General features: G+C 71.3%; 18 protein-coding genes and 1 tRNA gene. 8 read left to right on the top strand and 11 right to left on the bottom strand.

Annotation, left to right across the window (positions count from 1 at the left end; genetic code table 11):
• Positions 1-88: 88 nt before the first annotated feature.
• Positions 89-709 carry a 5-(carboxyamino)imidazole ribonucleotide mutase gene (purE, locus tag P1Y20_RS06565; RefSeq protein ID WP_304447863.1) on the bottom strand — a complete coding sequence of 207 codons (621 nt, stop codon included), beginning with the start codon at positions 707-709 and terminating at the stop codon, positions 89-91.
• Complete coding sequence (locus P1Y20_RS06560) at positions 706-1,911, bottom strand: 5-(carboxyamino)imidazole ribonucleotide synthase (protein ID WP_304447862.1); 1,206 nt, start codon at positions 1,909-1,911, stop codon at positions 706-708. The genes purE and P1Y20_RS06560 overlap by 4 nt, the downstream gene beginning before the upstream one ends.
• A gap of 299 nt (positions 1,912-2,210) precedes the next feature.
• Between P1Y20_RS06560 and ribH the strand changes: the two genes are divergently transcribed.
• Entirely contained in the window at positions 2,211-2,624 is a 414-nt protein-coding gene (gene ribH, locus P1Y20_RS06555) for a 6,7-dimethyl-8-ribityllumazine synthase (protein WP_304447861.1), read from the top strand.
• On the top strand, positions 2,624-3,769 hold the full coding sequence (locus P1Y20_RS06550) for a pyridoxal phosphate-dependent aminotransferase (RefSeq protein WP_304447860.1): 1,146 nt from the start codon (positions 2,624-2,626) through the stop codon (positions 3,767-3,769). Before ribH ends, P1Y20_RS06550 begins: the two co-directional genes overlap by 1 nt.
• A gap of 88 nt (positions 3,770-3,857) precedes the next feature.
• Here the strand turns inward: P1Y20_RS06550 and P1Y20_RS06545 are convergent, their stop codons facing one another.
• Both P1Y20_RS06545 and P1Y20_RS06540 read right to left on the bottom strand, forming a co-directional pair.
• Positions 3,858-4,289 carry an FAD synthase family protein gene (locus P1Y20_RS06545; RefSeq protein WP_304447859.1) on the bottom strand — a complete coding sequence of 144 codons (432 nt, stop codon included), beginning with the start codon at positions 4,287-4,289 and terminating at the stop codon, positions 3,858-3,860.
• Positions 4,286-4,807 carry a Mov34/MPN/PAD-1 family protein gene (locus P1Y20_RS06540; protein ID WP_304447858.1) on the bottom strand — a complete coding sequence of 174 codons (522 nt, stop codon included), beginning with the start codon at positions 4,805-4,807 and terminating at the stop codon, positions 4,286-4,288. Before P1Y20_RS06540 ends, P1Y20_RS06545 begins: the two co-directional genes overlap by 4 nt.
• 130 nt (positions 4,808-4,937) lie before the next feature.
• Here P1Y20_RS06540 and han point away from each other — a divergent pair, with 130 nt between their 5' ends.
• Positions 4,938-6,827 carry a Hef-associated nuclease gene (gene han, locus P1Y20_RS06535; RefSeq protein ID WP_304447857.1) on the top strand — a complete coding sequence of 630 codons (1,890 nt, stop codon included), beginning with the start codon at positions 4,938-4,940 and terminating at the stop codon, positions 6,825-6,827.
• 23 nt (positions 6,828-6,850) lie between these two features.
• On the opposite strand, the gene P1Y20_RS06530 is transcribed toward han, so the two are convergent.
• The 3 genes from P1Y20_RS06530 to P1Y20_RS06520 all read right to left on the bottom strand — a co-directional run bounded on the left by P1Y20_RS06530 (position 6,851) and on the right by P1Y20_RS06520 (position 10,958).
• Complete coding sequence (locus P1Y20_RS06530; protein WP_304447856.1) at positions 6,851-8,539, bottom strand: phospholipase D-like domain-containing protein; 1,689 nt, start codon at positions 8,537-8,539, stop codon at positions 6,851-6,853.
• Positions 8,540-8,605: 66 nt separating this feature from the next.
• Positions 8,606-10,219, bottom strand: coding sequence for a HEAT repeat domain-containing protein (locus tag P1Y20_RS06525; RefSeq protein WP_304447855.1), 1,614 nt, complete (start codon positions 10,217-10,219; stop codon positions 8,606-8,608).
• 49 nt (positions 10,220-10,268) lie between these two features.
• Positions 10,269-10,958: a protein sorting system archaetidylserine synthase gene (locus tag P1Y20_RS06520; protein ID WP_304447854.1), complete on the bottom strand. Its 690-nt coding sequence runs from the start codon at positions 10,956-10,958 to the stop codon at positions 10,269-10,271.
• Between the two features lie 100 nt (positions 10,959-11,058).
• On the opposite strand from P1Y20_RS06520, the gene P1Y20_RS06515 reads away from it, so the two are divergent.
• Positions 11,059-11,469, top strand: coding sequence for a plastocyanin/azurin family copper-binding protein (locus P1Y20_RS06515; RefSeq protein WP_304447853.1), 411 nt, complete (start codon positions 11,059-11,061; stop codon positions 11,467-11,469).
• 25 nt (positions 11,470-11,494) lie between these two features.
• On the opposite strand, the gene P1Y20_RS06510 is transcribed toward P1Y20_RS06515, so the two are convergent.
• Genes P1Y20_RS06510 through P1Y20_RS06495 form a run of 4 tightly spaced genes read right to left on the bottom strand, consistent with a single transcriptional unit; the run spans position 11,495 to position 13,915 of the window.
• Positions 11,495-12,136, bottom strand: a complete 642-nt coding sequence (locus tag P1Y20_RS06510) for a 30S ribosomal protein S3ae (RefSeq protein ID WP_304447852.1) — start codon at positions 12,134-12,136, stop codon at positions 11,495-11,497.
• On the bottom strand, positions 12,129-12,353 hold the full coding sequence (locus P1Y20_RS06505; protein WP_304447851.1) for a KEOPS complex subunit Pcc1: 225 nt from the start codon (positions 12,351-12,353) through the stop codon (positions 12,129-12,131). The genes P1Y20_RS06510 and P1Y20_RS06505 overlap by 8 nt, the downstream gene beginning before the upstream one ends.
• On the bottom strand, positions 12,350-13,438 hold the full coding sequence (locus tag P1Y20_RS06500) for a hypothetical protein (RefSeq protein ID WP_304447850.1): 1,089 nt from the start codon (positions 13,436-13,438) through the stop codon (positions 12,350-12,352). Before P1Y20_RS06500 ends, P1Y20_RS06505 begins: the two co-directional genes overlap by 4 nt.
• A 12-nt stretch (positions 13,439-13,450) precedes the next feature.
• Complete coding sequence (locus P1Y20_RS06495; protein WP_304447849.1) at positions 13,451-13,915, bottom strand: 30S ribosomal protein S15; 465 nt, start codon at positions 13,913-13,915, stop codon at positions 13,451-13,453.
• A gap of 287 nt (positions 13,916-14,202) precedes the next feature.
• On the opposite strand from P1Y20_RS06495, the gene P1Y20_RS06490 reads away from it, so the two are divergent.
• The 4 genes from P1Y20_RS06490 to P1Y20_RS06475 all read left to right on the top strand — a co-directional run bounded on the left by P1Y20_RS06490 (position 14,203) and on the right by P1Y20_RS06475 (position 16,501).
• Positions 14,203-14,274, top strand: a tRNA-Ala gene (locus P1Y20_RS06490).
• Positions 14,275-14,566: 292 nt separating this feature from the next.
• Positions 14,567-14,698: a hypothetical protein gene (locus P1Y20_RS06485; RefSeq protein ID WP_304447848.1), complete on the top strand. Its 132-nt coding sequence runs from the start codon at positions 14,567-14,569 to the stop codon at positions 14,696-14,698.
• Between the two features lies 1 nt (position 14,699).
• On the top strand, positions 14,700-15,710 hold the full coding sequence (locus tag P1Y20_RS06480) for a YeiH family protein (RefSeq protein ID WP_304447847.1): 1,011 nt from the start codon (positions 14,700-14,702) through the stop codon (positions 15,708-15,710).
• 53 nt (positions 15,711-15,763) lie between these two features.
• Positions 15,764-16,501, top strand: coding sequence for a helix-turn-helix domain-containing protein (locus tag P1Y20_RS06475; protein ID WP_304447846.1), 738 nt, complete (start codon positions 15,764-15,766; stop codon positions 16,499-16,501).
• Positions 16,502-16,537: the final 36 nt, after the last annotated feature.

Below are 16,537 nucleotides of genomic sequence, written 5' to 3'. Positions count from 1 at the left end.
GTGACCGCATATAAGAGTTGATTGTTGCTCGTCAGGCCACCGTCTCCGGTGGGTTCCCGCGGTCCCGGGCCCTCGCCACGGCCGGTACTCACTCCTCGCGAGCGCGGAACCCGTCGGTGCCCGACTCGTGGAGCGCCCGCGAGACGCGGCCCACCTCCGACTGGAGGTCCTCGTGGTACGCGACGAGGCGCTCCTCCAGGTCGTCGTGTTCGCGCGCGAGTATCTGGACCGCCGAGAGCGCCGCGTTGAACGACTTGCCGGCGTCGACGGCCGTGAGCGGCGCGCCCGTCGGCATCCCGATGACCGAGTCGACCGACTTCTCCTGGACGGGCACGCCGATGACCGGCAGCGGGTAGGCGAGCGAGGCGGTCATGTTCGGGAGGTCTGCGGACTTCCCGCCCGCGCCGGCGATGACCACGTCGAGCCCCCGCTCGCGCGCCGTCGTCGCGTAGGCGTACATCAGGTCGGGCGTCCGGTGGGCAGAGACGACGTACGTCTCGAAGGTGAAGCGCGCCTCGGGCGGGTCGTCGTAGTCGGTCACCTCCGCGAAGCCGAGTTCCGCGAGCGCCTCGTGGGCGCCGTACATCGTGTCGAGGTCCGAGTCCGACCCCATGACGATACCCACCTCGGGCGTCTCCTCGGTCGGGCGGTCCCGCGCGGCCTCCGCCGCCAGGTCGTCGACGAGCGACTGGATTTCGGGAACGGTCACTCGACGGTCACCTCCGCGCGGCGCTCGCGCGCACGTGAGAGAAGCGCTTCCACCGTCTCCAGCGACTCGCGAACGCCGTCGTCCTCGCCCTCGCGTTCGCGTTCGTCCCCGACGTACGTCACGTGACCCATCTTCCGCAGCGGGCGCGTCTCGCGCTTGCCGTACCAGTGGAGGTGCGCGCGCGGTTCCGAGAGGACCGCTTCGGCGCCCGCGAGCGTCGCCGGCGACGTCGTCTCTTCCGCGTCACCGAGGAGGTTCGCCGTCACCGTCGGCGCGCGTAGCCCGGGGTCGCCGAGCGGCCAGCCCAGCACCGCCCGGAGGTGCTGTTCGAACTGGGAGGTGTGCGCCCCCTCGATGGTCCAGTGCCCGGAGTTGTGCGGTCGCGGGGCCACCTCGTTGACGAGTATCTCGCCCGCCTCGGTCTCGAACAGTTCGATGCCGAAGACGCCCCGGCCGTCGGTCGCGTCGAGCACCTGTCCCGCGACCTCGCGCGCGCGTTCGATGACTGCCTCGTCGGTCCGCGCCGGCGTCACCGACTCGCGGAGTATCTCCTCGCGGTGGACCGTCTCGGTGACGTCGAACGCCGCCTGCCCCGAGGCGCCCTTCGCGCCGACGACGGAGAGTTCGCGCTCGAAGGGGACCAGCGCCTCCGCGAGCGCCCCGCCGTCGCCCGCGCCCACCTCCGCGAGCGCGCGTTCGGCGTCGTCGGGTCCCTCGACGGGGAGGTTCCCCCGGCCGTCGTAGCCGCCGCGACGGGCCTTCAGCATCACCGGCCACCCGAGAGCGTCGCCCGCCGCCCGGAGGTCCTCGGCGCTCTCGACGCCGACGAACTCGGGGAGCGGGACGCCCGCGTCCGCGAGCCACTCGTTCTGGACGAGTTTGTCCTGTATCGTCCGGAGCGTGGCCGGCGAGGGGTGGACGGGCGTCCCCGTCTCCTCGCTCACGCGTTCGAGGAGGTCCGGGTCCGCCAGTTCTATCTCGTAGGTGAGGACGTCCGCGCGCTCGGCGAGTTCTCTGACGCCGGCCTCGTCGTCGAAGTCGCCGACGAACTGGTCGCGGACGAGCGAACTCGCGGGGCAGGCGGGCGTCGGGTCGAGGACGACGAGTTCGACGCCGAGCGGTCCCGCGGCCTCCCCGAGCATCCGACCGAGCTGTCCCCCGCCGACCACGCCGACGGTCGGGCCGGGCGTTGACAGTTCCATGTAGGCGTCTCGCCCGTCCGTCGGGTTAACCGTTGACATCCGCGCCGCGTCCGTCGGCGTCGAGCGCCGCCGGGTCGACCGGGACGACGACCCGCGAGCCGGTCGTCCGGAGCCGTCCCGTCCGAACCTCGTACACCCAGGAGGCGACGCGCGCCTCGTCCTAGTGGGCCACCCGGTCGCCGTCGTGCATCGTCCCGACCCTGTCGGCGGGCGGCAACAACCGTTCCGGTCGCCGTGGCTCCCGGCAGAACCGGGCGGACAGCGGTACTTCTTTTAGCGGTCCTCGCTACGGCCGAGGTATGGTAGCGCTAGGGCTCGTGGTCGCGCGGTTCAACCGCGAGGTCACCGAGCGGATGGAGGCGGCCGCCCGCGAGGCGGCCGCCGAGGCGGGGTGCGACGTCGTCGAGACGCTCCACGTCCCGGGAGCGTACGACGCGCCGCTGGCGGCCGACCGCCTCGCGCGCCGCGACGACGTCGACGCCGTCGCCGTCGTCGGGGCCATCCACGGTGGCGACACCGACCACGACCAGGTCATCGGCCACGCGGCCGCGCAGGGCCTGACGGACGTGAGCCTCGACCGCGACACACCGGTTACCCTCGGGGTCTCGGGCCCCGGCATGAGCATGGACGAGGCGCGCGCCCGGGTCGAGGTCGGGACGCACGCCGTCGAGAGCGCCCTGGCGCTCGTCGACGAACTGGAGGACTACGAGTAATGCAATTCACAGACCGAGTCGAACGTGTCGAACCGAGCGCGACGCTCGCCATCAGCAGCCTCGCATCCGAACTCGAATCGGAGGGGGTCGACGTGGTGGACCTGAGCGTCGGCGAACCCGACTTTCCCACCCCCGAACCCGTCGTCGAGGCGGCCAAGGAGGCGATGGACGCCGGCCACACGGGCTACCCGCCCTCGCAGGGCGTCCCCGAACTCCGCGAGGCCATCGCGACCGACCTCGAGAGCCGAGGGCTGGACTACACCGCCGACGAGGTGATGGTCACGCCGGGGGCGAAGCAGGCGCTCTACGAGACCGTCCAGACGCTCGTCGACGACGGCGACGAGGTCGTCCTCCTCGACCCGGCGTGGGTCTCCTACGAGGCGATGGTGAAACTCGCCGGCGGGTCGCTCTCCCGCGTCGACCTCTCTGAGTCCGACTTCCAGCTCGAACCCGCCCTCGACGACCTCCGCGACGTCGTCTCCGACGACACGCAACTGCTCGTCGTCAACTCGCCGGGCAACCCCTCGGGCGCGGTGTTCACCGACGCCGCGCTGGAGGGCGTCCGCGACCTCGCGGTCGAACACGACGTGACGGTCATCTCCGACGAGATCTACGACCGCATCACCTACGACGCCGAGACGACCAGCCTCGCCACCCTGGAGGGGATGCGCGAGCGCACCGTCACGGTCAACGGCTTCTCGAAGTCCTTCTCGATGACCGGGTGGCGCCTCGGCTACTTCGCCGCGCCGGAGGCCCTCATCTCGCAGGCTGGCAAGGTGCAGTCGCACTCCGTCTCCTCGGCGACGAACTTCGTCCAGCGCGCGGGCGTCACCGCCCTGGAGGAGTGTGACGACGAGGTGGCGTCGATGCGCGAGGCGTTCCGCGAGCGCCGCGACCTGCTCGTCGACCTCTTCGCCGACCACGGCGTCGACGTCCCCGTCGGCGAGGGCGCGTTCTACGTGATGCTCCCCGTCGACGACGACGACGCGGGCTGGTGCGAGGACGCCCTGAGCGAGGCACACGTCGCCACCGTCCCCGGCAGCGCGTTCGGCACGCCCGGCTACGCGCGTCTCTCCTACGCCGCGAGCGAGGAGCGACTCCGCGAGGGCGTCGAGCGTCTCGCCGAGGGCGGCTTCCTCGACTGAGCGACCGACAGCCTCGATTCTCGTCTCGTCTCGTTCCGCCCCGCGAGCCGAGGGCTCGACGAACGATAGCGGGCGGCAGCACGACGGTCTAGCAGCGCTCCTCGCGGATGCGGTCGACGATGTCGCGCGTCGAGAACAGTTCGCCCTCGTAGCGCGGCGCCCGCCCGGTGGCCCGGCGCACCTCGCAGTCGATGCCGCGTTCGTCGAGGGCGGCGGCGATGGCCGCCGGGTCGTGGTGCTGGTCGTGGCCCAGCAGGATGACGTCGGGGTCTATCTCCTCGACGGGGACGAAGATGTCCTCGCGGTGGCCGAGGACGGCGTGGTCGACGAGCGAGAGGGCGGCGACCATGTCCCGGCGCTGGCGGTCGGGCACGACGGGTTTGGGCTTGTGGGTGACGTTCTCTCGGCGGGCGACGATGACGAACACCTCGCCGAGGTCGGCCGCCTGTTCGAGGTAGTGGAGGTGTCCCGGGTGGAGGAGGTCGAAGGTGCCCTGGGCGATGACCCGGCGTCGGGTCACGGCGACCCCTCGCGGTCCGGCCACTCGTCGTCGTAGTCGAGTTCGGCGTCGATGTCCGCCTGCGTGAAGTCGAAGAAGCGCTCCTCGGGGTCGGGCAGGTCGACGTCGAGGACCGCGAGGTCGGTCTCCTCGCCGTCGCGGTCGAACGCCCGCCAGTCGTCGTCGCCGTAGGGGGCGCCGATGATGATGTGGACGTCGCCCTTGCCGAAGGTGGCGAGGTCGGCGTCGCTCGGGTAGAGCACGCCGTTCGGGTGGGAGTGGACGGAACCGGCGGCGCGCAGGTCGTTGGGTATCATGTCGGTCTTGACCGTCGCGCTGACGGGGTTCGACTCGGTGCCGGGGATGACGAGCACGTCGGTGATGACCGTCCCCGACTCGTCGAGGCCGAGACGGCGGGCGTCCTCGCCGCGCAGGAGGCCCATGTACTCGTTGGGGTGCGTCTCGGCGGACGCCTCGAGGGCGAACTCCAGCGTCGCCCGCGCGATGCCGAGAATCCCACCCGAGCGGAACAGCCGCATGTACGAGAGGTGTGGCGGTTTCCATCTAAGCGTTCCGGAACGGGCGGCCCCCGAACCGGAGTTCCGCGTCGAACGCGCCGGTGACGCCAGTTGCCAACAGTTAAAAACGGGCGGCACAGAGCACACGTAAATGTCTCCGTCCCACGCCGGTGAGAACTCCGGCACGGTCTCTACTACCACGGTCTACGACCTCGCGCCGGACTGCACGGCCGAGGTCGTCGAGGTCGGGGCGCACTACCACGCGACGGTCAACGGGGTCGTCGACTACGGCGTCTTCGTCGACCTCGCCGACGACGTCTCCGGGCTCGTTCACGAATCGGAACTCGAGGGTCGGTACGGCGTCGGCGACTCGCTCGTCGTCCGCCTCGTCGAGGTCCGCGACAACGGCGACCTCGGGTTCACCGAGGCGACCCCCGACGACTACCGCACCGAAGTCCTCGAACAGGACCGCAGCGCGACCGTCGTCTCGCTCGACGAAGAGGTCGGCTCGCGCGTCCAGCTCGAGGGCGAGATCCTGCAGATCCGCCAGACCGGCGGTCCGACCATCTTCCAGGTGCGCGACGCCACCGGCGTCGTCCCCTGCGCCGGCTTCGAGGAGGCGGGCGTCCGCGCCTACCCCGAGTTCGACGTCGGCGACCTCGTCCGCGTCGTCGGCGAGGTCGAACGCCGCAACGGGAGCCTGCAGGTCGAAGTCGACTCGATGGACCCCCTCGACGACGAGGCGGCCCGCGAGGAACTCGACGCCGCCCTCGACGCGGCCGCCGAGCCGTACGACCCCGACCCGCTCGTCGACTGGCCGGCGCTCGACCAGATGCGCGAGGACCTCGCTGCGGTGGCGAAGACGCTCCGACGCGCCATCCTCGACGGCCGGCCCATCCGCATGCGTCACCACGCCGACGGCGACGGGATGTGCGCCTCCGTCCCGCTCCAGCGCGCGCTCGAGAACTACATCGGGGAGGTGAACGAGGACCCCGACGCGCCGCGCCACCTCCTGCGTCGCCTGCCGAGCAAGGCGCCGTTCTACGAGATGGAGGACGTCACGCGCGACCTCAACTTCTCGCTGGAGGACCAGGAGCGCCACGGCCAGAAGCTCCCGCTCCTGCTCATGCTCGACAACGGGTCGACGGAGGAGGACACGCCCGCCTACCGGACGCTCGCCGAGTACGACATCCCCATCGTCGTCCTCGACCACCACCACCCGGACCCCGAGGCGGTCGAACCGCTCGTCGAACAGCACGTCAACCCCTACCTCTACGGCGAGGACTACCGCATCACGACGGGGATGATGTGCGTCGAGCTGGCGCGCATGATCGACCCCGACCTGACCCAGTCGGTCCGGCACGTCCCCGCGGTGGCCGGCCTGTGTGACCGGTCGCGCGCCGAGGCGATGGACGACTACGTCGCCCTCGCTGCCGAGGCGGGCTACGACGAGGACGCCCTCGACGACGTCGGCGAGGCGCTCGATTACGCCGCCTTCTGGCTCCGATACAACGACGGGAGCGAACTCGTCGACGACGTGCTCGGCATCGGCGACGACCGCGAGCGCCACGAGGAACTCGTCGAGTTCCTCGCGACGCGCGCCGAGCGCGACCGCGACCGACAGCTGGCGGTCACGCTCCCGCACACCGACCACGAGCGACTCGACAACGGCGCGCATCTCTACCGCATCGACGTGGAGAACTACGCCCACCGCTTCACCTACCCCGCGCCGGGCAAGACCACGGGTGCCATCCACGACCACCAGGTCCGCGAGCACGCCGGCGACCCCGTCATCACCATCGGCTACGGACCCGACTTCGCCGTCCTCCGGAGCGACGGCGTGCGCCTCGACATCCCCGAGATGGTGTCGGAACTCGTCGAGGAGCACCCCGGCGCCGGCGTCTCCGGCGGCGGCCACCTCGTCGTCGGCTCCATCAAGTTCGTCTCCGGCAAGCGCGAGGAGGTCCTCGACGGTCTCATCTCGAAGATGGAGGACGCCGCCATCGACGAGGACCTGCGCAGCACGCTCCTGCGCGAGTAACGCTCGTCTTCATCGGAGGGCACTCACTCGGGGTCGAACTCCACGCGCCGAGCGAGCACCAGCGCCCCGACCACGGCGACGAGGCCGCCGAGGGCGACGCCGACCGGGAACTCTCGACTCGCCCCGTCACCGCTCGTCGTCCAGTCGGCCTCGAAGGCGTCCGCGTAGTAGCCGCCGACCGACTCCCCTTCGAGGACGAGCGCTACCTCGCGGTTCTCGCGGGCGGCGTGAGCGTTCCAGTTGAGGCTCCCGACGACCGCCACCGAGTCGTCGACGACGACCCCCTTCGCGTGGACCTTCTCGAAGCGCCCGCCCGGGTCGGCGAGGCGGACCGACAGCGGGAGGTCCTCCGCCTCGGCGACGGCGTTCAACTGCCGCGCGAGGGCCGCGTTCTCGTCGCGGACGTACCACGCGCCGCTCAACAGTATCCGGACGCGGACGCCGCGCCGGGCGGCGTCGACCGCCGCGCTCGTGAACGGGCCGTCGGGTCCGCCGAGCGACACCTGCACGACGTCGAGTGACTCGCTCGCGTTCCCGACGACGCCGCGGAGGGCCGGCTCGGCGTTGTCGGGCGCGACGAGCGTTCGGACGCGCTCGACGGGGACGCGTTCGGGGGCGACGTGCCGGGGGTAGTCGCCCGCGGCGGGCGTCTCCTCGTGGACGCTCGCGTTCGCCCGCCAGGTGCGCCACGGCCGGGCGTCGAGCCACCCCGCGTCGGCACGGAACGTCTCGGCGAGCGCGTTCGCGGTCGTGGCGTCGTCGACGAGCGTCCCCCACCCGCGACTCGCACGGCCGCCGACCCCCGAGGGCTTCCAGTTCTCCGTGAGGACGAGCGCCCGGTCGTCGACGACGGCGTACTTCGCGTGGTGGTAGGCGTAGCGCGCCCGCGGCCCACCCATCGCCCGGACAGGGACGCCGGCACGGACGAGACGGTCGAGCGCCCGCGCCTGCGGCGTCGTCAGCCCGCCGACGGGGCCGCCCTCGACGAGCACCTCGACCCGGACCCCTCGCCGGTGGGCGGCGAGCAGTTCCTCCGTGATTCGCGGCGAGGTGAACGTGTACCCCGCGAGGAGGACGCGCTCCTCTGCGTCCGAGAGCGCGTCGACGGCGACTTCGGGTGAATCCGGGAGGACGAACGCCGTCGCCGTCGTCGGTCCGCTCGTCGTGACCCGTCGGTCGGTGGCGCCGAGCGGCCGCCACGTCGACCCCTCCTCGCGGACGTACCGCTCGCCCTCCGGTGCGTCTCGGTACGTGAAGCTGTCGACGACCGTCCCGTTGCGCAGGAGTCGGACCCGTTCGCCGCCGTTCGCCAGCGGTGGGGGGTCGGCGGCGACGACGCGCGTCTCGTCGCCGAGGAGACGCCTGCTCCGGTTGGCGTCGTTCGAGAGGACGACGCGTCCGCTCGTCGTGACGTTCGGGAGGGCGACGTTCCGTCCGTCGTCGGCGAGTCTGTGGCTCGAGAGGTTCGTCCCCGGGGGGACCTCGAGGACGACGAACTCGCCGGCGTCGTCGCGGGCGACCGGGTTCGGGTAGGCGCCGACGAGTCGGGGTGAGTCGACGGACCGATTCGGGCGCACGTCTGGACGCGACTGGTCGTCGGTCGCCGTTCCCGCCGCCGTCGCTGTCGCCGGCTGACTCGCGGCGAGCGCTCCGGGCGCGGCGAGGCCGGCGGTGACGGCCAGCCACAGCAGGGCGACGGTTCGTGTTCGCACGGCGACTCTGGCCGCCCTCTCGGATAAAAAGGTTCGTCGGGGCGAGGGGTTCGGCGTCGGTGCCGCTCAGGCGGTCGCTTCGCGCTCGGAGTCGGCGCCGTCGTCGAGCGCGGCGGCGGCCCGCTGGGCCTCGTTCTGGACGAGGTACGAGCGGTCGTCCTCGTGCTCGCGTGCCGCCTCGAGCGCGCGCTCGGTGCCGATCTGGTTGAGCGCCCAGGCGGCGCTGGCGCGGACCGTGTCGCTGTCGTCGTCCGAGAGGAGGTCGGAGAGCGGGTCGATGGCGCGCGTGTCGCCGATCATGCCGAGCGAGCGGGCGGCCCGGCTCCGTATCTCCGGTTCCTCGGCGACGAGGCGGTCCGCGACGGTCTGGGTGGCGCGCTCGTCACCGATCTCACCGACCGTCGTCAGGACGACGCGCTGGAGCGGCGGGTTGGCGTCCCCCTCGATGTACGGCAGGAGCGTGTCGAGCGCGTCGGCGTTGCCGATCTTCCCGAGGACGCGGATGGCGTCCTGGTCGCGTCGGCCCGCGCGCTGCATCATCGCGTCGTAGGCCTCCGGGGCACCGAGGCGGTGCAGGGCGTCGATGCAGTTCTCCTGCATGAACTCCGAGTCGAACGTCTCCAGCGCGAGCAGGATGGGTTCGGGGTCGCGGTCGGCCTCGGCCATCCGGACGACCGTCAGCTCGGGGGGGTAGTCCTTGCGGTTCTTCGGGTCGAGACGGTCGTAGAATCCCTGGTAGTCGAGCTGTTCGACGACCGTGAGGTCGTCCCACTCCTGAGCGTCGTCGAGGTCCGCCTCCAGCGCGTCGACGTCCTCGACGAGCGCCGCGATGGTCTCGGCGTCGTCGTCGGGGTCGAGGCCGGTCGCCTCGATGGTCTCGGCGGCCTCCTCGAGCGCGTCGGCACTCGACTCGGTCGCCTTCGCGTCGCCGAGGTCCTCGGACAGCGTGTCGCTCGCGTCGTCGAGGAACGTCTCGACGGCCGCGACGACCTCCTCCTCGCCCTGGTCGGTCCAGCGCGTGTCCCGGACCCGGTCGGCGGACTCGCTGACCCGTTCCGCGACGTCCTCGACGTAGGGGCCGCGCTGGTCCTCCAGGTCGCTCCGGAGGTCCTCGACGCGCGATTCGAGGTCGCCCTTCGGGTCCTCCTCGTCGTCCTCGCCGGCCTCCGGGAGGGTCTCGACGCGCTTGGCGGTCGCGTCGAGGTCGGCCTCGACGCGGTCCAGGTCGGCCTCCGTCTCGGCGGCTTCGAGGTCCTCCTCGACGGCGTCGAGCCGTTCGTTCAGCGACTCGGGGGTCGCGGCGGGCGCCTCCCCGTCTGCGTCACTCTCCTCGCCCTCGCCCTCACCTTCGCTTTCGTCTCCCTCGTCTTCTTCGTCGCCTCCCTCTGCGTCCGCGTCCTCGCCCTCTTCGCTCTCGTCCTCGTCCGTGTCGCCTCCATCGTCGTCGCTCTCGCTCTCGTCGTCCGGGTCCGCGCTTTCGGGGGCTTCGGCCTCCTCGGCGTCCGCGTCACCGTCGGCCGCCTCGGCTTCGACGTCCTCGGTGTCCGCCTCGGCCTCCTCGGCGTCCGACTCGGTCTCGGTTTCGGTCTCCGATTCGGCCGCGGACTCCTCGCGCTCCTCGGCCGGCTCCTCCGCCGAGTCCTCGGCGGGCGCGTCGGCGTCGTCATCCCCGTTGCTCATACGGAGGAGTCCGGTAGTGTCCGGCAAGAGCGTTTCCTTTCTCCGCCCGTCACTCGAATCGAGGGGTCCGCCAGTAGAACCGCGGCGCGAGCAGGAGGTAGCCGAGGGCGGCCCCGAGCAGGAGTTTCGGGAACGCCCGCGAGAGCGCCTCGGGGGCGACGATGGCGAGCACCTGTACGACGCCCATCGCCAGCGCGTCGCGCGCGTAGAGGTCCGGGTAGGGGATGCGCGTGACCATCAGCCCGGCGAGCGCACCCGTTACGACGAGCAGCGCCCACGGGTCGCGCAGGCCCGCGAGGTAGAGGACGGCGAGGACGGTACCGGCGAGCGTCGTCTGGACGCCCCGGGTCGCGTCGCTGTCCACGTCGTAGGCGGTGTAGAGGCCGAGTCTGACGACGGCCATCCCGACGAACAGCGCGGGGACGGCGACGGCGAGCGCCGTCCGCGGTGTCGGGGCGGCTCCCCACGCGTCGACGGTGACGCCGAAGACGAACAGCGCGGGCGCCACCCCGAAGGAGGCGACGTCGGCCAGCGAGTCGAGGTACTCCCCGACGGGCGTCCCCCCGGTGACGCGCGCGAGGACGCCGTCGAGCCCGTCGGCGACGGCGGCCAGCAGGATGAGGCGAGCGGCGAGCCCCGGGTCGACGAGGACGGCGGCGGCGGCGGCGAACCCCAGCGCCGCGTTCGTCACCGTCACGCAGTCGGCCACCCCGAGGCGGCCGACGAATCGGGGGCGCATACCCGATGCTCGGAGGACGGCGGTTTAGGGCGTTCGGTTCGGGGCAGTGTCTCGGGGGCCAATCGGGGAGGATATACGTCCGTGCCGGCTAGGTTCGTCCATGAGACGGCGAACGTTCCTCGCGGGCGCGACGGGCGTCTCGGTCGGGCTTCTCGCGGGCTGTCTCGGCGGGAGTTCACCGAGCGACTTCGACGTCGGCATGTCGGCGAACGCCTTCGAACCGCGGGAGTTCGAGGTGAGCGTCGGCGGCACCGTCGTCTGGGCGAACAACGGGTCGCGCTCGCACTCGGTCACCGCCTACGAGAGCGGCATCCCCGCCGACGCCGAGTACTTCGCCTCCGGCGATTTCGACTCGGAGTCGGCCGCCCGCGACGGCTACTGGGACGGCGAGGGCGTCATCGACGCCGGCGAGCAGTACGAGCACACGTTCGAGGTCCCCGGCGACTACGAGTACTTCTGCGTCCCCCACGAGGGCGGCGGGATGGTCGGCACTATCGTCGTCAGGGAATAAGCGAAAATCGTGTCGCGCGAAGCGGTTAGGACTCGACCTCGACGTCCTCCGCGTCGACGTCGACGGCGGTCTCCTCCTCCTCGGCGACCTCCTCGGGGCTGGCCTCGAGGGTCAGCTTCTGGATTTCGACGCGGCGAAGCGGGTAGATGGTCTTCGCGTCCGCGTAGATGGCCGAGGAGAGGCGACCCTCCACGACGCTGTCGACGAGGTCCGCGAAGGTGCGCTCGTGCGCGGCCTCGCGGACGATGTCGGTCATCAGTTTGCGGATGGCCTTCTCCTGGCTGTGGTCCGCCTTCTTCGTCGTGAACGCGACGGGCTGGACCTGCACGCGGTAGTCATCGGACGTGAGGACGGTCACGTACGAGGCGATCTTCGACGACCCGCGGCGCACGAGGCTCCGGAGGTAGTCGCGCGTGAGTTCGTGGCGGACGAACTCCGTGTAGGCGGCGTCGGAGCCGACGTCGTTGATCTGGAAGGTCAGTTTGATGTTGTTCTCGCTCGAGTCGCTCTTGATGGCGCCGAGCGTCGTTTCGATGGTGCGGCCGTAGGCCTTCTCGGGCTCGTCGGCCGTGGTCTCACCGAGTTCGGCCCGGTCGAACTGCTCCGGGGCGAGGACGGTGTACCAGCGCTTCTCCTGTTTACGTCGAGAGACGGATCGTTCACTCATGGTTGGTGTCTGTGTCGGTCAACTGCGATGCTACGGTGAGGTTGGTGACGTAGTCGTCCACGGTCGAGCGGAGGCCGCCGGTCGTCTCGCGCTCCACGACGGTCACGACGGCGTCGCCGTCGACGGTCGTGTGCATCTCGGGGGTGTTGTCGGGGTCGAGCGCCGCGGCGACGAGCGCCGCGTCCTCGACCCGGGTCCGGACGGTCGCGCGCTTCATCGCGACACCCCCCGCTTGAGCGTCTCCACGAACGGCTCCGGGTCGTCGTCGAGGTCGACGTGGACCCGCGAGCCGCGACCGGTCGCGCGACCGCCCGTGGCGGCCGCCGTCTCGGAGACGAGCGTCGTGACGTCCTCGACGCCCGCGACGGCGGCCCGTCGCTCGCACAGCGCGAGGACGACGGGTTCCGGCGAGCGGAAGTCCCGGACGAGTCGGGCGACGGTGTCGAGCGCGCCGACGTCGTCGAGGCGCGGGCGGACGACGACGAGGCCGTCGTACCGCTCGCGGTCGGTCGCGCGGACGGCCTCGTGGGCCGCTTGGGCGTGGTCGCGCCACGCCGAGAGCGCCGCGTCGCGGCAGTCGTGGCCGAGCGCCAGCGCGACGCCCACGCCGGGACTGGAGCGGGCGACGGCGTCGAGGACGTCGGCGAACCCGCCGAGCGTCTCGAACGGCCCGTCCGTGACGTACGGACGGAGGGCGCGTTCGACCGCGCCGGCGGCCCGCGGCGCGCCGGTCGCGTCCTCGACGGTCGAGAGCGCGAGCAGCGAGGCGAGGGTGCGACCCTCGCGGTCGACGCCGGCCAGCGCCCGTGCGGTCGCCTCCGGGTCACCGGAGAACGAGGCGTGCGCGAGCGTGGTGTGCGCGAGTCCCTCGGCCACGTCGTCGGTCGGGACGGCGAGGCCGGGACGGCGTTCGAGCCCCGACGCCGAGAGCAGGTCGGCGTGCGCGCCGGGGACGGCCCCGGCGGCGACCACGCCGGCCAGCGCGAGCGTCGCGTCGGGCGGCGCGCCGAGTTCGCGCGCCACCGCGTGGGCGGCGACGGCGAGGGGCGCGTCGACCAGTTCGAGGTCGCCCGTCCGGTGACCGACCGCGACCGTCAGGTCGGCGTCGGTCGCGCCGGGGTCGTGGGTGACGCTCGCCTGGTAGGCGACGTCGCACGCGGCCAGCGCGCGGGCCAGCAACCCCGTCGCGGCCAGTGCGTCGCCGTCCGGCGTGGCGAACAGCCGAACGAAGTCGGCGTCGCGGAGGCGGGCGGCGATGGCACTGGCGTCGGGGGCGGACCCGGCGTGACCTGCGGCGGACATGGTGGTGTGGACTTACTCGAAGAGTCGCTTCGCGGTGTCGTAGGAGTAGGTGAACTCCTCGTCGAGGACGTCGCCGCGGTAGTAGTTCACCAGACGGCGGACCTTCGCCTCGGTGTTCTGCAGCGAGCGCTTGTTCTGCGCGTCGCCGGGGTGCTCGTCCATGTGCTCGCGCAGGCGGATGGCCCGCTCGAGCAGGTGACGGAGGTCCTCGGGGAGGTCCTCGCCCGCGTCGTTCTCGTCGAGGATCTCGGTGACCTTCTTGCCGGTCGCGAGCTTCACGTCCGGGACGGGGACGCCCTGGACGCCCTCGTCGCGCAGTTTGACGCCGATGACGCTCGGGTCGTGGCCCTGCTCGGCGAGCTCGACGACGCGCGCCTCGATCTTCTCCTCGTCTACGTCACTCCACTCCGGTGGTTCGTCTGCCGCCGGGCGGTCCGAACCGGACGACCCGCGGCGGCGGGTGTGCATTCGTGCCATTGTCTGAATTGGAACTGCACGAACCGCGTGTGGCGCTTGCAGCGCCGAACGGGGTCGCCGGCGGACCGACGACTCCCGCGCGTGCACTACCGCACTCCCAAGCCGCGGAAGCCCGCGGCGATGTCGGATATGCGGCCGTGCCGTTCCCATCCCGAACTGGCGCGTGGGCTTCAAAACGGTTTCTACTCGCACCCCCCGAATCGCGCATCTCGGTGCGTCCCCCTCGCACGCCGGACGGCGCTTCGATGGGGTTAAGTGAGGTGCTGGAAAAGGGTGAGATGCAACACGGGCTCGTAGATCAGCGGTAGATCACTCCCTTGGCATGGGAGAGGCCCCGGGTTCAAATCCCGGCGAGTCCCGGCGAGTCCATCCCCGAACGTAGTGATGAAATCGCGAGTCGTGCGTGAGTGAAGCGAGCGCGGTGGATTCGAAGCTCAGGGGGTCACAGCGTCGAGCGGAGCGAGGCGACCGTCTTCCTCCGGTGAGCACCCCCGAAACGGAGTGCATACGGCGAGTCCGCGTCGATTCCCCCGTCTCCACATCTTCACCTCCATCGGGCGTCGACGGCCGGATAACTCGACCCTTGTCGTGCGGCAACTTTGTCGTACGACAAAGAAGCACGTATTCCCGCGCCTGCGTCAGTTCTCGGTAGTGACCGACCTGAACGAGCTCCTCGAAGTCGCATCGAACCGGTGGACCTCCCTCGAGAGCGGGTGGCGCGCCGTCTCGCTCGGGTTCCTCGTCGTGCTCGCCGTCCTCCTCGGCCTCCCGGTCCCCTGGTGAGATGGCCGGCCGACTCGTCCCCGGACTGCTCGTGCTGGTCGCCATCGGCCTCGCGGCGCGACTCGTCGCGGCGGTTGCGGGGGCGAACTACCTCATCGTCGCCATCGTCATCGGCCTCGTCGTCGGGAACGCGTGGGGCGTTCCCGCGTGGGCGCGGCGCGGCGTCGCCACGCACACCCTGTGGCTCGAAGTCGGTATCGTCGTCATGGGCGCGAGCGTCGCGCTCGACCAGGTGTTCGCCGCCGGCCCGCGACTCCTCGTGCTCGTCGTCGCGACGGTGGCGACGACGATGCTCGTCGTCGAACTCCTCGCGCGGTTCGTCTTCTCGATTCACGAGGACATCGGGTCGCTGCTCGCGGCGGGGTCGGGCATCTGCGGCGTCTCCGCCGTCGTCGCCCTCGCCGAGAGCATCTCGGCCGACGAGACGCACATCGCGTACGCGGCGGCGACCGTCCTCCTGTTCGACGCGACGACGCTGTTCGTCTACCCCCTCGTGGGGCACGCGCTCGGCCTCTCAGACGTCGTCTTCGGTGTCTGGGCGGGACTGACGATGTTCAGCACCGGTCCCGTGTCGGCCGCGGGGTTCGCGTTCTCGGAGACCGCCGGCCAGTGGGCGGTGCTGGTGAAACTCGCCCGGAACTCGCTCATCGGCCTCGCGGTGGTCGTCTACGTGGTCTACTACGCCCGTCGCCGGGGGCGGGCCACGGACGGAGCGCCGTCCACCGACGAACCGCGCGCCGGGTGGCGCGCCCTCTGGGAGACGTTCCCGAAGTTCATCGTCGGGTTCGTCGGCGTGATGGTCCTCGCCAACGTCGGCCTGTTCTCCGACCAGCAGACGGCGTGGCTGGCGAACGCCTCCGACTGGGCGTTCCTGTTCGCGTTCGCCGGCCTCGGCCTCGACATCCACGTCGACGACCTCCGTACGGCGGGCTACCGACCCGTCGCGACCGTCCTCACCGGCCTCCTCCTCGTCGCGACGACGATGCTCCTCGTCGTCCAGGCGCTGTTCTGACCCCTCTCGCGACCAGCAAGCCTTTTCGTCGTGCGACGGGGCGGTAGGGGTAGATGCGGGAGTTGACGTTCGCCATCGAGTACGACCCCGGAGCCGACCCCATCATGGACGTCTTCGCGGCGTACCCGTCGCTGACCGCGCACTCGCTCGACGGCGTCATCGCCGCCGACCAGTTCTGGCGCATCGAGCGCTTCTCCGGCCCGGCCGCGGCGCTCAGCCGTATCGAGGAAGTCCGCTTCGACGACGACACGTGCGGGGAGGCCATCACCGAGACCCGGTGCGGTGCGGCCCGATTCCACGACACGCTCGAACGCTCGACCAACGGCCTCGTCCTCTACACCCACCTCGACGCGATTCGGGGCTGCGAGTCGGTCCACACGCTCGCCGGCACCCACCTCCCGTCGGGCGTCATCTTCCAGACCCGACGCCGGGGGTCGGCGCACTGGTGGCGACTGCTGATGCGCTCCGACGACCGCATCGGCGTCTTCTACGACGACCTCAGCGCCCGGCTGCGCGAGGGGCTCTCGTTCCGGATGGGACACCTCCGCGACGCCGACGGCTGGCGACAGGAGTCGCTCGCGGGGACCGCGCTCTCGGAACCGCAGGAGCGGGCGCTTCGGGCGGCCGTCGCGGCGGGATACTACGACCCGCCCCGCGAGACGACCCTCGACGACATCGCCGCCGACCTCGGCATCCCCCGGTCGACGCTCTCCTATCGGCTCCGACGGGCCGAATCGGCGCTCCTCCACGGCTACGTCGACGACACGACCCCGGACCGGTGGCTGGAGTAGCGCCGTGCGTGCCCGACAGCACGGGTTTAAAGCGCT

It is taken from the genome of Halomarina ordinaria, assembly GCF_030553305.1.
Taxonomy (GTDB): domain Archaea; phylum Halobacteriota; class Halobacteria; order Halobacteriales; family Haloarculaceae; genus Halomarina; species Halomarina ordinaria.
The sequence above is the reverse complement of the archived record's forward strand: the minus strand, read 5'-3'. Positions and strand labels throughout refer to the sequence as shown.